The following is a 15,106-nucleotide window of genomic DNA, read 5'->3' on the forward strand; positions in this document are numbered from 1 at the left end:
GCGGTGTCCTCTCCGGGAACCCCCGTCCCGGCCGGTGGGGCCGGGACGGGCGAACGGCTGGCCGTCAGTCGCTGACCTTGTCGTCGATCTCCTTGACCGCGTTGCTCCACGCCTTGGCGGGGTCGCTCTGGTGCTGCTCGATGCTGAGCAGGGCGCCGTTGGTGAGGGTGTCCTTGACCAGGCCGTCCCACTCGCCGATCACGGTCGGCTGGACGGACTGCGCGGTGGCGGCGTAGATCTGGCCGGTGGGCGTGTCGCCGAAGAAGTCGAGCTTGGCGTTCTGCACCTCCGACCGGCCCAGCGCCTTGACGTTGGACGGCAGGTTGCCGACCGTGGTGAAGACCTTGGCCTGCTGCGCGGGCGCGGTCAGCCAGGCGGCGAGCGCCGCGGCCTCCTTCTGGTGCTTGCCGGCCTTCGGCACGGAGAGGAAGGAGCCGCCCCAGTTGCCGGCGGCCGGGGCGGTGGCGATGTCCCACTTGCCCTTGTTGGCGGGCCCGGACTTGTCGGCGACGATGGCCGTCATCCAGGACGGGCAGGCCACCGTGGCGAACTTGGAGTTGGCGAACGCCTGGAACCACGGTGTGTCGAACTGCTTGAGGCCGGCGCTGATCCCGGCCGAGATCGCGCCGGTCGACAGGGTCCAGGCACTCTTGACGGTGGGGTTGTCCTTGTAGTTCAGCTTCCCGCTGCTGTCGACGTACTGCGTGGTGCTGGAGGACACCACGGCGTTGAACAGGCCGCCGGCGGAGTCGAGGAAGAAGGTGCCGGCGGGCGCCTTGGCCTGGTACTGCTTGCCAACCTCGACGAACTTGGCCCAGTCGCCCTGCCAGAGCTTGGCCACCTGCTCGCGGTCGGTGGGCAGCCCGGCCTGCTGGAAGAGGTCCTTGCGGTAGCAGATCGCCATCGGGCCGATGTCGGTGCCCAGCCCGATGGTGCTGCCGTCCGAGGCGGTGGCCTGCTGCGACTTCCACGGCAGGAAGGCCGACTTGTCGACGCCGTCGGCCTTGCCGAGGTCGACGAACTTGGCGGCCTGCTTCTTCACCACCTGGGCGATCCGGCCGACCTCGACCGCCTGGATGTCGTCCAGACCGCTGCCGGAGGCGAGGTGGGTCTGCAGGGCGGGGTAGTAGTCGGTCTCCTGCTGGACGGTGTGCTCCACGATGGTGATGTCGGGGTGTTCCTTCATGTAGGCGTCGAAGAGGCCGGACTCCTTGTAGCCGAAGGTGCCGTAGTCGCCGACGGTCAGGGTGATCCTGCCGCTGGAGGCCGCGTCGGTGGTGGAGCCGGAGCTGTCGCAGCCGGCGACCAGCAGGGCGCACAGGGCTGCGATGGCGGCGGCTCTGCCGCCGTGGGTGGTGCCGGGGTTCCGCATGGCCGAATCTCCTTGTCCAGGGTGGTCCGTGGCAGCGGCGCGCGACTGGCGGCCGGTGGTGCTCGGAACTGGGTGGAGCATGGGTGGGAGCGCTCCCACTGCGATGTGGGAAGATTGCTTCGCCGCGCGAGGCGTGTCAAGGGCGTGCATCGGCTCCGTTACCGGACCGTGTCGTCCGGCCGCCCTCGGCGCGGTTGCCGCACCCGCCGTCGTCCACCGTCAGTCCGCCGTCCGCCGTCCGCCGTCCGCCGTCCGCCGTCCGTCCGTCCGGGAGAACGATCATGAGTCGAGCCGCGCAGCAGCAGCCCGCTGCCCGCCCCACCCTGGAGGCGGTGGCAGCGCGGGCCGGAGTGGGCCGGGGCACGGTGTCCCGGGTCGTCAACGGCTCGCCCAAGGTGAGCGCCAAGGCCCGCGAGGCCGTCGAGCAGGCCATCGCGGAACTCGGCTACGTCCCCAACCAGGCGGCGCGCTCCCTGGTCACCTCCCGGACCGACGCGGTCGCGCTGGTCATCCCGGAGAGCGTCGCGAAACTGAGCTCGGAACCCTACTTCTCCGACATCATCACCGGGGTCTCGGCTGAACTCGCCGAGTCCGACCTGCAGTTGCTGCTGGTGCTGGTGCGCGACGAACGCGAGCGGGAGCGGCTGACCCGCTACCTCACCGCCCGCCGGGTGGACGGCGTCCTGCTGGTCTCGGTGCACGAGGACGATCCGCTCCCCGAGCTGCTGGAGCGGCTCGAACTCCCCGCCGTACTGGGCGGTCGCCGCTCGGTGGAGGAGTCGCTGAGCTATGTGCACGCCGACAACGCGGGCGGCGCGCGAGCGGCCGTCCGGCACCTGCTGGCCAGGGGCCGGACGGCCGTCGGGACCATCACCGGGCCGCTCGACATGGAGGGCGCCGCGGAGCGCCTGGCCGGGTACCGCCGGGCGCTCGCCGAGGCCGGGATCCCGGCCGACGAAGAGCTCATCGTGCACGGGGACTTCACCGAGCGCGGCGGGCGCGAGGGCATGCGGGAACTGCTCGCTCGCCGGCCCGGCCTGGACGCGGTGTTCTGCGCCTCGGACCTGACGGCGGCGGGCGCGCTCCAGGCGCTGCGGGAGGCGGGCCGACGGGTGCCGCAGGACGTCGCGGTGATCGGGTTCGACGACTCCGTGGTGGCCCGGCACACCGAGCCGCCGCTCACCAGCGTGCGTCAACCGACCGAGGAGATGGGCAGGTTGATGGTTCGGCTGCTGCTCAAGGAGATCGCCCAGCCGGGCCGGTTCCGCCGGCAGACGGTGCTGCCGACGGAACTGGTGGTGCGGGACTCGGCCTGACCGGGGTCGGGCCACGGTCAGGCCCGGCGGTCCTACCCGTCGGCCAGGTGGGCGCGGTAGCCCGCGCCGAAGGCCGTCGGCGTGCCGTCGTAGGCGCTGATCAGCGCCGGGCCGCTGCTGCAGTCCCAGGTGTTCCAGGCCCAGGCGAGGTAGGAGACGCCGTGCCGGTCCAGCCAGGGCAGCAGGGTGTCCAGGTAGCCGTGCGCGCAGTCGCTCTCGCCCAATTCGCCGGTCACGATGGGTACTTGGGCGGCGAGCGGGGCGATCTGGGCGTCCCAGCAGGAACTGGTGCTGCAGGCGTTGAAGTTGTACGAGTGCCAGGAGGCGGCCAGGTTGTGCAGGGGGTCGGTCGGCCGGTAGGAAGCCCACTGCGTGAGGTCGTTGGCGTACTCCAGGCCGCCCAGCATGAGGACGTTGTCCGCGCCGGTCGAGCGCACCGCATCGACCATCGCCTGCATCCCGGCGACCTGGAAGCCGATGCCGGGGCAGCTGCCGCCGTCCCGCCAGCAGGCCCAGCCGCTGGCCTCGCTCCCGGTGGCGCGGGACGGGTACGGCTCGTTGAACAGGTCGAAGACGGTCGCGTCGTCGCCCTTGAAGGTCTGTGCCACCGAGGTCCAGAACGGGAGCGCGCCGGCGGCGTCCGGCATGGGCTTCTGGCAGGTGGCGTTGGGGTCGGAGCAGCCGGCCGACGGTCCGGTGTAGGCCCCGTCCGTCCAGTGCAGGTCCAGGACGGCCACCAGGCCGTTGCGGTGCAGCAGGTCGACGTAGCCGCGCACCGCGCTGATGTAGGCCGCACCGGCGTACGCGGGGTCGACGTTGGCGTGGCCCAGCCAGCAGTCCTCGTTGAGCGGCACCCGGACGGCGTTGATCCGCCAGGACTTCATCGCGGTGACGGAGGTCTGGTCGGCCGGGCCGTCGAAGAAGCCGTGGCCCTGGACGCACATGAACTCGGCCCCGGAGCGGTTCACCCCGTGCAGGGTGATCGGCGTGCCGTCGGCCGTCGCCAGCGTGCTGCCCGAGACGTGCACGGCGGGGGCGGGCCCGTTCGGCGGCGGCGTGGACGGTGGCGTGGTGGGCGGTGGACTGGTCGGGGGCGACGGGCTCGACTGCGGCCCGCAGGGGGTGCCGTTGACGGTGAAGGCGGTGGGGGCGGTGTTGGTGGCGGTGTAGGAGAAGTTGGCGCTGGTGGTGTAGGTGGCGCCGGGGTTGAGGGTGGGGGCGTAGTCGGGGTTGGTGACGGTGACGGTGTGTCCGGTCTGGGTCCAGACGCCGTTCCAGCCGTTCTGGAGGGTCTGGTTGCCGGTGTAGGTGTAGCCGAGGGTCCAGCCGTTGATCGGCGCGGTGCCGGTGTCGGTGAGGGTGAGGTTGGCGGTGAAGCCGCTGCCCCAGTCGTTGCCGACGGCGTAACTCACACTGCAGGAGATGCCTGTGGTGGGGGCCGCCGAGGCGCTGAGGGGGAGCACGGCCAGTGCCGCGCACGCGGCGGTGGCGGCTGCTGCGAGCGCGGCGGTGCGGGCGGGGACGGGGCGGGTCGTGGCGGTGCGGGGTGGGACGCTACGGGGCATGCCGAGTTCCTCGGGGGGTGGGGGCCGGGGCCGCCACGGTGCGGCCCCGGCCGGGGAGGTAGGCCGACGGTGCGGGTCAGCTCGCGGTGCAGGTCAGCGACGGGGCGGTGTTGCCGCCCGAGTAGGTCGCCTGGAAGCCGAAGCTGGTGGTGGCGTTCGGCGCCAGCGCGCCGTTGTAGCCCTGGCTGGCGGCCGTCACGGCGGCGCCGCTCTGGGCGGTGGTGGCGTTCCAGCTGTTGGTGATCTGCTGGTTGCCGCCCCAACTCCAGGTGACCGTCCAGGACTTGGTGGCCGTGGTGCCGGTGTTGGCGACCGTGACGCTGCCCGTGAAGCCGCTGCCCCAGTCGTTGCCGACCGTGTAGGCGGCGGAGCAGCCGCTGCTGGTGCCGCCGCCGCCCGGTGCCGCGGCGGTGGTGGCGGTCACCGCGGCGGAGGCGGGGGAGACGTTCCCGGCCGCGTCCTGGGCGGTGACGGTGTACTGGTAGGCGGTGGCGGCGGAGAGCCCGGTGTCGGTGTAGTTCGTGCCGGTCACGGTCGCGACCTTGGCGCCGTTGCGGTACACCGCGTAGCCGGTCACGCCGGCCGGGTCGGTGGAGGCCGTCCAGCTGAGCGAGACGCTGGTGCTGGTGGTGCCGGTGACGGTCAGCGCGCCCGGCGCGGTCGGGCCGGTGGGGGTGCCGGCGTCGCCGAACGCCGGGTAGGCGTTCTGTACCAGCTGGCGGAACTGGGCCGAGTACCACTGGCCCGCCGGGACGTTGGCGTCGGGCATGGAGTCGGTGGGGTAGGTGTTGCCGTTCCCGTCGGTCTGGGTGCCGTTCGGGTCGCAGTGCGGGTCGCCGTGCGGGTGGGTGGCGGACGGGTAGTCGCCGTCCGACTCGCCCGGCGGCTTGACCCACAGGAACGCGATGATCGGGCTGCCCGCGCCGTACGGCTCGGACTGCGGGCGGGCCCCGATGCCCGCGCCGACGATGTTGCACCAGTCGCCGCGGAAGGGCTTCCTGTCGACCCTGTTGGCCGCGACGTACGCGTCCACCGTACTGGGGCCGGAGTTGAGCGCGGTGGGCCGTCCGGGGCCGCCCCAGCCGTTGCGCGAGGTGTCGATCAGCATGCCGATGGTGCTCGGGAACCCGTTGGACACCAGGGTGGAGTACATCGCGGTGTTGTAGTGGTACTCGTCGAACACCGGGTTGTACTGGTAGAAGTTGGCCGACTTGAGCGGCTGCCCGCCGACGGTCAGGTCGGGGTTGCCCAGGAACGGCTCGCTCAGCGGCGTGGTGTTGGCGGTGTCGCTGACGAAGCCGTCGATGCTGGCGAACCCGGCGGTGGTGGCCTGGGCGACCTTGGCGTACTCCTTGCCCGCCGGGACCATGTTGGTGGACCAGCCGAGCCAGCCCGCGTGGCCGATGTCCAGGTAGTCGTACACGTTGGGGATCGCGTGCAGCTTGTTGAGCGTGTACTCGATGCCCGCTTCGTAGTACGGGGTGGCGGTGGCGCAGGCCGGCTTGGACTGGTTGGTCACCGCGTTGGGCAGGGAATCCGGCTCGATGACGGCCGCGACCCGGAGGCCCGCGTACTTCGGGTTGGCCAGGACGGCGGCGATCGGGTCGACGTACTGCGACTTGTACGTGGCCAACCCGGCTTCGGTGGCCGGGATTTCGCCGTTGGAGGCGATGGCGGCGCAGTCCCGGCCGGGCAGGTCGTAGATGACGACCTGGAAGACGACCGGCGTGCCTCCCGCCTGCTGCTGGGCGAGCGCGTGGTCCAGGTGGGCCTGGAGGCCGAGGCGGCCGCCGTCCCCGGCGATCGCGCCGATGTGGTCCATCCAGACGGCGGTGGGGTTGGCGGCGACCTGGGTCTCGAGCGCGCTCAGCGCGCCGCCGTCGGCAGTGGCCTGGGCTTTGACCTCGGCCGTGTAGTCGGGGTTGAGGTAGCCGGCGGCACCGGCGAAGGGGTTGGTGACGTGGGCGGCGGCCGCAGGGGCGGGGGCGGCCTGGGCGGGCGTGGCGGCTCCGATGTTCGGCAGCAGGCCGGTGGCGCCGAGCAGCGTGGCGGCCGCTGCCGTGCGCAGGCGACGCAGGACGGTAGGGGGCACGTCCGGGTCCTTTCGGATGGGTGGGGTTCCTGACGGGATCGCTCGGATCGGGTGGGAGCGCGCCCAAGTGGGGCGCGGCGATCCCCCGTTCACATGAAGCCAGGGCATGAGAAACGGCGTCAATAGACGCGGGAGCGCTCCCACGAGCCGCTGTAACTTACAGAACCCTGTTTCCGAAATATCATCGAAACATTCAACCGCGTATTGACGCGTCCCGTACACCGCGAGTTACCTAGCGGCGGGAGCGCAACCCACCACCGCGAAGCTCCCGTTCCCCCGAACCGATGGCGTTCCCCCGCACCGACGGCCCCACCACCGTCCCCACCCGTGCGCCACGACCCGCTGACCACGCGGGAGTTCACCCCCCACGAAGCGACTCTGGAGCTCGCCCATGCCTCTTCGAAGGATCCTGATCGGAATGCACCGCGCCTGGACCGCCGCCCTGGTCCTGGCGTTGGTGCTCGCGACCGGCGCGCTGGCCGCGACGACCCCGGCCGCGGCGGCCGGCGGCACCTTGAGGGCGGCCGCGGAAGCGAAAGGCCGCTACTTCGGCACCGCCATCGAGCGCGGCGACCTCGGCGTGGGCGGTGAGGTCGCCGTCGCCGGGGCGCAGTTCGACATGCTGACCCCGGCCAACGAGATGAAGTGGGACACCGCAGAGCCGTCCCGCGGCTCGTACGACTTCGGGCCGGGCGACCAGCTCGTGCAGTTCGCCAAGTCCAAGGGCATGCGGGTGCGCGGCCACAACCTGGTGTGGCAGAACCAGCTCCCGGGCTGGGTCTCCAACCTGCCGCAGGACCAGGTCCGCTCCGCGATGGAGTCGCACATCACTGCCGAGGCCGGCCACTACAAGGGCCAGCTCTACGCCTGGGACGTGATCAACGAGCCCTTCAACGGCGACGGCTCCTTCGTCCCGCACGTCTTCTACCGCGCGATGGGCGTCGACTACTTCGCCGACGCACTGCGCACCGCCCACGCCGCCGACCCGGGGGCGAAGCTCTACATCAACGACTACAACATCGAGGGCGTGAACGCGAAGAGCGACGCCCTCTACCGCCTGGCCCAGTCGCTGCTCGCCCAGGGGGTGCCGCTGGGCGGCATCGGTCTCGAAAGCCACTTCGTCCTCGGCCAGGTCCCCTCCGACCTCCAGGCCAACATGCAGCGGTTCGCGAACCTGGGCCTGGACGTGGCCGTCACCGAACTGGACGACCGGATCCAACTCCCGGCCTCCGGAGCGGCGTTGCAGCAGCAGGGCTCCGACTACACGGCCGTGGTCCGGGCCTGCCTGGCCGTTTCCCGCTGCGTGGGCGTGAGCCAGTGGGGCGTGGACGACGCCCACTCCTGGATCCCCGGGACCTTCCCCGGGACGGGCGCGGCCACCATGCACGACGGCAACGACCAGCCCAAGCCGGCCTTCTACGCGGCGCTCTCCGCCCTCGGCGGTTCGAGCACCCCGGGCGGCGGTGGCGGCGGCACCACGGGCGCGCTGCACGCGGTCGGCGCCGGCAAGTGCCTGGACGTGCCGAACAGTTCGACCACGGCAGGCACCCAGGTGCAGATCTACAGCTGCTGGGGCGGCACCAACCAGACCTGGACCCACACCTCGGACGACCGGCTGACCGTCTACGACGGCAGCAGCCGACTGTGCCTGGACGCCTCCGGGCAGGGTGCCGTCAACGGCACCAAGGCGGTCGTCTGGCCGTGCAACGGCCAGGCCAACCAGCAGTGGCACCTCAACGCCGACGGCACCCTCACCGGCGCCCAGTCGGGCCTGTGCCTGGACGTGACCGGCGCCTCCACCGCCGACGGCGCCCTGGCCCAGCTGTGGAGTTGCGGCGGCGGCAGCAACCAGCGGTGGACCATCGGCTGACAGCACGACAGCACGACAGCACGACAGCACGACAGCACGACAGCAGTGCGGCCGGACGGCGCCGGGGCTCCCGGACCGTCCGGCCGTACCCGTTCGGGGCCCGCCCGGCGGCGCCGTCGTCAGCCGCTCGCGGCCGGGTCTGGGTCGAGCGGCGCCGAAGGCGCGGTGCCGAGCGTGCGCGGCGGGGCGGTGCTGCTGCGCTCGACCAGGCTGGTGGCCAGGTCCACCCGGAGCGTGCCGGGACGCACCCCGCGCGCCAGGTCGATGACCAGGCGGGTCGCCGTCTCGGCCATCTCGGTCAGCGGCTGGCGCACGGTGGTCAGCGGCGGGCCCACCCAGCGGGCCAGCGGCAGGTCGTCGAAGCCGACCACGCTGAGGTCCTCCGGGATGCGCAGCCCCAGTTCGCGGGCGGCCTCGTACAGGCCAAGCGCCTGGAGGTCGTTCCCGGCGAAGACGGCGGTCGGCCGGTCCGGCAGGCCCAGCAGCTCCAGGCCGAGCCGGCGTCCGGACTCGTGGTGGAAGTCGCCCTCGCGGACCAGCTGCGGGTCGTACGGGATGCCCGCGATGTCGAGCGCCGCCCGGTAGCCGTCGGCCCGGGCCCGGCTGCACATCATCCGGGCGGGGCCGCCGATCAGGCCGATCCGGCGGTGGCCGAGGTCGAGCAGGTGCCGGGTGGCGGCGAGGCCGCCGTCCCAGTTGGTGGTGCCGACGGCGGGTACCTCCTGTCCGGGGTCGCCGGCCGGGTCCATCACCACGAACGGGATGTCCCGGCGGGCCAGTTGCTCGCGCAGCGCGCGGTCCAGGTCGGAGAGCACCAGCACCACGCCGGTGGGCCGGCGGGCGAGCACCCCGTCCACCCAGGACTGGCCGGGGCCGTGCCGCTCGGCGGACTCGGAGAGCACGATGCTCAGGCCCTCCTCCCGGACGGCGTTCTCGACGCCGCGAATCACCTCCACCGCCCAGGCGCTCTCCAGCTCGTGGAAGACCAGTTCCAGCAGCGGGCTGGTCTGGCGGTTGCCGCGCCGCCGCCGGTAGCCGTGCTGCTGGAGCAGCGCCTCCACCCGCTCCCGGGTGGCCGGGGCGACGTCAGCGCGCCCGTTGAGGACTTTCGAAACTGTCGGTGCCGAGACCCCTGCCTCCAGGGCGATCTCGGCGAGCGTGGCCGCTCTGTCCACGGGTTCCTCCTGCACTGCCCCTGCTGGGCGAACGCCGTCGTGGGTGGCTGTCGGTACGGCCGCGGGCGGGCCGTACCGCACGGATGCTAGCCCGCCGACGGGCCGGCGCCGATCCCGTCCGCGCTCTTGACGGGCGGTCAGGGCGGTTCTAAGTTTCCCACGACATTCGGCAACTTGCTCGAAACATTCGAGACAGAGGGCAGGATATGCGATCGAGACTCGCCGCGGTCACCGCGGTCACCGCACTCGTCCTGGGGACGTCCGCCGCCTGCGGCTCCGGTGACTCCTCCTCCGACGCCGGAGGCGGGACGATCCACGTGCTGGTCTACGGCGACGCCGGCAACAAGGTCGAGAAGCAGATCGTCGAGACGTTCAACAAGACCTCCAAGGTCAAGGCGGTGCTCGACACCATCCCCGGCGCGGACTACCAGCAGAAGCTGCAGACCGTGATCAACAGCTCCCGGGCCCCCGACATCTTCTTCAACTGGGGCGGCGGCTCCATCCAGCCGTTCGTCAAGGCGGACCTGCTGCTGCCACTGGACGGCTTCATCGCCGAGGACCCGGGCCTCAAGGACAACTTCCTGCCCTCGGTCTTCAACTCGGCGGTGATCGACGGCAAGGCGTACGGAGTGCCGATGCGCGGCACCCAGCCGGTGCTGCTGTTCCACAACAAGAAGGTGCTCGCGGACGCCGGACTCACCCCGCCGAAGACCTGGGACGAACTCCTCGCCGCCGCCAGGGCCCTGAAAGCCAAGGGCATCACCCCGATCGCGCTCGGCGGCGGCGACCAGTGGCCCACCCTGATGTGGTTCGAGTACCTCTACGACCGGATCGCCGGCCCCGGCCTGTTCCAGAAGATCCTCGGCGGCGACAAGGAGGCCTGGGCGAGCGAGGACAGCCGCAAGGCGCTGACCATCCTCAGGCAACTGGTCGACGCCGGGGCCTTCGGGAGCAACTTCGACTCCGTCAAGTTCACCGACGGCGGCTCCCCGGCTCTGGTCGCCAAGGGAAAGGCCGCCTTCGAGCTGATGGGCTCCTGGTACTACGCCACCCAGCAGGACGCCAACCCGGACTTCGCCAGGACCGGCCTCGGCTACACCGGCTTCCCCGCCCTGAGCGGCGGCAAGGGCGACCCGGCCGACGTCGTCGGCAACACCAACAACTTCTACTCCGTGCTCAGGAGGACCAAGCACCCGGAAGCCGCCGCGGCCTTCCTCAAGCTGATGTACTCCGACGACTTCGTGAAGGCCCAGCTGGCCATCGGCAACCTGCCGACCACCACCAACACCCCCGACCACTTCGACCTCTCCGCCAGCCCCGGCTACTCCAAGGACCAGTACCAACTGGTCAAGGCCGCCCCCTCGTTCCAGCTCTCCTGGGACCAGGCCTACCCGCCGAGCGCGATGACCCCGATGCACACCGCGGTCCAGCAGTTCTTCAACGGCGCACTCGACGCCGACGGCTTCATCAAGGCCGTGCAGGCCTTGCCGACGTCATGACGCGCGCCACCGGGCGCGGCGCGGGGGCCACCCGCCCGGGACTCGTCTGGGCGCTGCCCGCCGCCGTGTTCTTCGGAATGTTCGCGCTCACACCGCTGCTGCTGGTCGCCGTCCTCTCCTTCACCAGCTGGGACGGCATCGGCGACCCGCACTTCAACGGCCTGGACAACTGGACCGCCCTGTTCCACGACCCGGTGCTGCTCCGGTCCGTCGGGACCACCCTGCTGCTCACCGCCCTCGGCGTGGTGACCCAGACGCCGGTCAGCATCCTGATCGGCGTCTGGGCCGCCGGGAAGCAGCGCAACCGGGCCGTGCTCTCGGCCGTCTACTTCGTGCCGCTGCTGCTCTCCGCGACCGCCGTCTCGGTGGTGTGGCGGGCCGTCCTCGACCCCAACTTCGGCGTACCCGCCCAACTCACCTGGCTGTTCGGCGACGGCAACCTGCTCGGCACCAGGAGCGGGGCGATCGGGGTGCTGACCTTCGTCGGCGTCTGGCAGTTCACCCCGCTGCACGCGCTGATCTACCAGGGCGGGGCCCGCGCGATCCCCCAGGTGCTCTACCAGGCCGCGGCCGTCGACGGAGCGGGCCGGGTGCGGCAGTTCCTCCACATCACCCTGCCGCAGCTGCGCAACACCGTCGTCACCTCGACGATCCTGATGGTGGTCGGCGGCCTGACCACCTTCGACACGGTGCTGATCCTCACCCAGGGCGGCCCCGGCACGGACACCACCGTCACCTCGTACTACATGTACCAGAAGGCCTTCAAGAGCTTCGACTTCGGCACCGGCTCGGCCATCGCGCTGGTCCTCGTGGTGGTCGCCACCCTGATCTCGCTCGCGCTGGTCCGGCTCTCCGGCTACGACCGGATGCGCGGCACGGCGGAGGGACTGTGATGCGCGAACGCCCCAACGTCCTGGCCGGGTTCGGCTCCCTGGTGTGGCTGCTGCTGGTCGGCCTGCCGCTGTACGTGCTGCTGATCGCCACCTTCCGCACCCGCGCCGACTACTCCACCGAGGGCCCGCTGAGCCTGCCGAAGCAGTGGACGGTGCAGAACTACCTGACCGACCTCTCGTCCGGCTTCGGCCAGGACTTCCTCAACACCCTGACCGTCACCGCCGGCGTGGTCGCCATCGTGCTGCTGGTCGTCCCGCCGCTCGCCTACGCCATCGTGCGCGCCCGCGGCCGGGCGACCGGCTGGGTGTTCCGGCTGTTCCTGCTCGGGCTGGCGATCCCCGCCCAGGCGGTGATCGTGCCGATGTTCTACGTCATCAGCAAGACCGGCCTGTACGACCACCTGCTCGGCATCATCCTGCCCACCGCGGCCTTCTGCCTGCCGGTCTGCACCCTGGTGCTGACCGGCGCGATGCGCGACATCAGCCCCGAGCTGTACGAGGCGATGGCGATGGACGGCGCCTCCCCGGCGCGGATGTTCCGCCAACTGGTGCTCCCGCTGTCCAAGGGCGGACTGTCCTCGATCACGGTCTTCGCCGCCCTCCAGGCCTGGAACGGCTTCCTCTTCCCGTTGATCCTCACCCAGTCCGACTCCACCAAGGTCATCACCCTCGGCCTGTACGACTTCCAGACCGAGCACGGCGTGGACGTGCCCGGACTGCTCAGCGCCGTGGTCCTGTCCATGCTCCCCGTCCTCGTCGTCTACCTGTTCGCCCGCCGCGCCCTGGTCCAGGGCCTGACGGGGGTCGGAGGAAAATGAACGACCACCGCAACCCCGAGTCCGCGCCCGCGTGGCGGGACACCACGCTCACCCCGGAGGCCCGGGCCGACGCCCTGATCGCCGCGATGACCCTGCGGGAGAAGACCGCCCAACTGGTCGGCGTCTGGGTCGGCGCCGACGCCGACGGCGACGAAGTCGCCCCGCACCAGCACGAGATGCAGCCGCCCCCCGACCTCGACACCCTCCTGCCGTACGGGCTCGGCCAGTTGACCCGCCCGTTCGGCACCGCCCCGGTCGACCCGGCGCTCGGCGCGCTCTCGCTGCTGCGCACCCAGCAGCGGATCGCCGCCGCCAACCGCTTCGGCATCCCGGCGCTGGCCCACGAGGAGTGCCTGGCCGGCTTCGCCGCGTGGGGGGCCACCGCGTACCCCGTGCCGCTGTCCTGGGGCGCCGCCTTCAACCCGGAGCTGGTCCGGACGATGGCCGGCGCCATCGGCCGCGACCTGCGGTCCGTCGGAGTGCACCAGGGCCTGGCGCCGGTGCTCGACGTGGTCCGGGACGCCCGCTGGGGGAGGGTCGAGGAGACCATCGGCGAGGACCCGTACCTGGTCGGCACCATCGCCACCGCCTACGTTCAAGGCCTGGAGTCCGCCGGGATCGTCGCCACCCTCAAGCACTTCGCGGGCTACTCCGCCTCCCGCGCCGGACGCAACCTCGCCCCCGTCTCGATGGGCCCGCGCGAACGCGCCGACGTCATCCTGCCGCCCTTCGAGATGGCCGTCCGCGAAGGCCGGCCCCGCTCGGTCATGCCCGCCTACACCGACACCGACGGCCTCCCCTCCGCCGCCGACCAGGCCCTGCTCACCCGACTGCTCCGGGACACCTGGGGATTCACCGGCACGGTCGTCGCCGACTACTTCGGCATCGCCTTCCTCGCGTCGCTGCACGGCGTCGCCGACGGCCGGTCCGAGGCCGCCGCACTGGCCCTGGCCGGGGGAGTCGACGTCGAGCTGCCGACCGTCGACACCTTCGGACCGCCGCTGTTCGACGCCGTCGTCGCGGGCACCGTCCCGGAGCGACTGATCGACCGGGCGCTGCGCCGCGTGCTCGCGCAGAAGGCCGAACTCGGGCTGCTGGACGCGGACTGGAGCCCCGTGCCCGCCGCCCTCGCCGACGCGGACCTGAGCGAACCGCGCGCGCTGCGCGGCCTGGTCGACCTGGACCGGCCCGCCAACCGGGCGCTCGCCACCGAACTCGCCGAGCAGGCCGTGGTGCTGCTGCGCAACGACGGCCTGCTGCCGCTGCGGGCCCCCGCCCGGATCGCCCTGATCGGCCCGAACGCCGACGAGCCCACCGCCGTGCTCGGCTGCTACTCCTTCCCGGTGCACGTCGGCGGACAGCACCCGGGGACCCCGCTCGGCATCGAACTCCCCACCCTGTACGAGGCGTTGGCAGCGGAGCTGGCCGGTTCCGAGCTGGCGGGCAGCAAGCTGCACACGGTGCGCGGCGTGACGGTCGACGGCGAGGGCTGCGACGCCGAGGGCTGCGACGACGAGGGCTGCGACGACGAGGAGACAGCCGGCATCGCGGAGGCCGTCCGTGCCGCCCGGGAGGCCGACGTGGCGGTGCTCGCCCTCGGCGACCGGGCCGGACTGTTCGGGCGCGGTACCAGCGGCGAGGGCTGCGACGCCGCCTCACTCGAACTCCCCGGCAGGCAGCGGCAGTTGCTGGAGGCCGTGCTGGACACCGGCACGCCCGTGGTGGTCACCCTGCTGGCCGGACGGCCGTACGCGCTCGGGCGTGCCGCCACCGAGGCGGCCGGGATCGTCCAGTGCTTCTTCCCCGGGGAGGCCGGGACGCAGGCGCTCGCCGGGGTGCTCAGCGGGCGGGTCAACCCGTCCGGCCGGCTGCCCGTCTCCGTCCCCGCCCACCCCGGGGTTCAGCCCTCCACCTACCTGGCCGCGCGGCTGGCCCAGGCGGGCGGGGTCTCCAGCACCGACCCGACGCCCGCCTTCGCCTTCGGACACGGGCTCGGCTACAGCGAGTTCGGCTGGTCCGGCCCGGAGGTGCGGACGGCCGAGACCGGCACCGACGGAGCGTTCCGGCTCGCCTTCGAGCTGCGCAACACCGGTGCCCGGGCGGGCACCGAGGTGGTGCAGCTCTACCTCCACGACCCGGTGGCCACCGTCGTCCAGCCGGTGCAGCGGCTGATCGGCTACCGGCGGATCCCGCTGGAGGCCGGAGCGGGCTGCCGGGTGGAGCTGACCGTCCCCGCCGACCTGGCCTCCTTCACCGGCCGCGAGGGCGAGCGGATCGTCGAACCCGGCGCGCTGGAACTGCGGATCTCCGCCTCCAGCGCCGACCCCCGGCTCACCGTGCCGCTGCGGCTCACCGGCCCGACCCGAGCGCTGGACCACACCCGCCGACTGCACCCGACCGTCACCGTCCACGACCTCCCGGCCGCCCCCATTCCGTAGCGGAGAACCCCTGGTCCGTATTCCTCACCCTCGACCCGGCTCGGGTTCCCCGGATTTTCGATTCCAGT

The 15,106-nt window shown here is 72.0% G+C and carries 10 protein-coding genes; 6 read left to right on the top strand and 4 right to left on the bottom strand.

Annotated elements, in window-relative coordinates; translation table 11 throughout:
* Positions 1-64: 64 nt before the first annotated feature.
* Entirely contained in the window at positions 65-1,372 is a 1,308-nt protein-coding gene (locus ACFV8H_RS31260; RefSeq protein WP_380406748.1) for an ABC transporter substrate-binding protein, read from the bottom strand.
* A 281-nt stretch (positions 1,373-1,653) separates the two neighbouring features.
* On the opposite strand from ACFV8H_RS31260, the gene ACFV8H_RS31265 reads away from it, so the two are divergent.
* Positions 1,654-2,688 (top strand): LacI family DNA-binding transcriptional regulator, encoded by a 1,035-nt coding sequence (locus ACFV8H_RS31265; RefSeq protein ID WP_380406750.1) that lies wholly within the window; start codon positions 1,654-1,656, stop codon positions 2,686-2,688.
* Between the two features lie 32 nt (positions 2,689-2,720).
* Here ACFV8H_RS31265 and ACFV8H_RS31270 read toward each other — a convergent pair whose 3' ends face one another.
* Together ACFV8H_RS31270 and ACFV8H_RS31275 are read right to left on the bottom strand one after the other, a co-directional pair.
* Positions 2,721-4,253: a cellulase family glycosylhydrolase gene (locus ACFV8H_RS31270; protein ID WP_380406752.1), complete on the bottom strand. Its 1,533-nt coding sequence runs from the start codon at positions 4,251-4,253 to the stop codon at positions 2,721-2,723.
* Between the two features lie 76 nt (positions 4,254-4,329).
* Positions 4,330-6,345 carry a glycoside hydrolase family 6 protein gene (locus ACFV8H_RS31275; protein WP_380406754.1) on the bottom strand — a complete coding sequence of 672 codons (2,016 nt, stop codon included), beginning with the start codon at positions 6,343-6,345 and terminating at the stop codon, positions 4,330-4,332.
* 391 nt (positions 6,346-6,736) lie between these two features.
* Here ACFV8H_RS31275 and ACFV8H_RS31280 point away from each other — a divergent pair, with 391 nt between their 5' ends.
* The gene (locus ACFV8H_RS31280) at positions 6,737-8,215 is read left to right on the top strand and encodes an endo-1,4-beta-xylanase (protein WP_380406756.1); all 1,479 of its coding nucleotides are present in this window, start codon (positions 6,737-6,739) and stop codon (positions 8,213-8,215) included.
* A gap of 119 nt (positions 8,216-8,334) precedes the next feature.
* Here ACFV8H_RS31280 and ACFV8H_RS31285 read toward each other — a convergent pair whose 3' ends face one another.
* The gene (locus ACFV8H_RS31285; protein WP_380406758.1) at positions 8,335-9,390 is read right to left on the bottom strand and encodes a LacI family DNA-binding transcriptional regulator; all 1,056 of its coding nucleotides are present in this window, start codon (positions 9,388-9,390) and stop codon (positions 8,335-8,337) included.
* Between the two features lie 206 nt (positions 9,391-9,596).
* Between ACFV8H_RS31285 and ACFV8H_RS31290 the strand changes: the two genes are divergently transcribed.
* From ACFV8H_RS31290 to ACFV8H_RS31305, 4 genes are read left to right on the top strand one after another with little or no spacing between them, the layout of a single operon-like run.
* Positions 9,597-10,889: an ABC transporter substrate-binding protein gene (locus ACFV8H_RS31290; RefSeq protein ID WP_380406760.1), complete on the top strand. Its 1,293-nt coding sequence runs from the start codon at positions 9,597-9,599 to the stop codon at positions 10,887-10,889.
* Positions 10,886-11,782 (top strand): carbohydrate ABC transporter permease, encoded by an 897-nt coding sequence (locus tag ACFV8H_RS31295; protein ID WP_380406762.1) that lies wholly within the window; start codon positions 10,886-10,888, stop codon positions 11,780-11,782. Before ACFV8H_RS31290 ends, ACFV8H_RS31295 begins: the two co-directional genes overlap by 4 nt.
* Positions 11,782-12,600: a carbohydrate ABC transporter permease gene (locus ACFV8H_RS31300; protein WP_380406764.1), complete on the top strand. Its 819-nt coding sequence runs from the start codon at positions 11,782-11,784 to the stop codon at positions 12,598-12,600. Before ACFV8H_RS31295 ends, ACFV8H_RS31300 begins: the two co-directional genes overlap by 1 nt.
* Positions 12,597-15,038, top strand: a complete 2,442-nt coding sequence (locus ACFV8H_RS31305) for a beta-glucosidase (protein WP_380406766.1) — start codon at positions 12,597-12,599, stop codon at positions 15,036-15,038. Before ACFV8H_RS31300 ends, ACFV8H_RS31305 begins: the two co-directional genes overlap by 4 nt.
* The last annotated feature ends 68 nt before the right edge of the window (positions 15,039-15,106 follow it).

Source organism: Kitasatospora sp. NPDC059827 (assembly GCF_042731675.1).
In the GTDB taxonomy this organism is placed as follows: Bacteria; Actinomycetota; Actinomycetes; order Streptomycetales; family Streptomycetaceae; genus Kitasatospora.

Bases quoted from the DNA above. Each gene is read 5' to 3' on its own strand.
- ACFV8H_RS31260 (WP_380406748.1), bottom strand. From the start codon at position 1,372: ATGCGGAACCCCGGCACCACCCACGGCGGCAGAGCCGCCGCCATCGCA.
- ACFV8H_RS31265 (WP_380406750.1), top strand. From the start codon at position 1,654: ATGAGTCGAGCCGCGCAGCAGCAGCCCGCTGCCCGCCCCACCCTGGAG.
- ACFV8H_RS31270 (WP_380406752.1), bottom strand. From the start codon at position 4,253: ATGCCCCGTAGCGTCCCACCCCGCACCGCCACGACCCGCCCCGTCCCC.
- ACFV8H_RS31280 (WP_380406756.1), top strand. From the start codon at position 6,737: ATGCCTCTTCGAAGGATCCTGATCGGAATGCACCGCGCCTGGACCGCC.
- ACFV8H_RS31290 (WP_380406760.1), top strand. From the start codon at position 9,597: ATGCGATCGAGACTCGCCGCGGTCACCGCGGTCACCGCACTCGTCCTG.
- ACFV8H_RS31295 (WP_380406762.1), top strand. From the start codon at position 10,886: ATGACGCGCGCCACCGGGCGCGGCGCGGGGGCCACCCGCCCGGGACTC.
- ACFV8H_RS31300 (WP_380406764.1), top strand. From the start codon at position 11,782: ATGCGCGAACGCCCCAACGTCCTGGCCGGGTTCGGCTCCCTGGTGTGG.
- ACFV8H_RS31305 (WP_380406766.1), top strand. From the start codon at position 12,597: ATGAACGACCACCGCAACCCCGAGTCCGCGCCCGCGTGGCGGGACACC.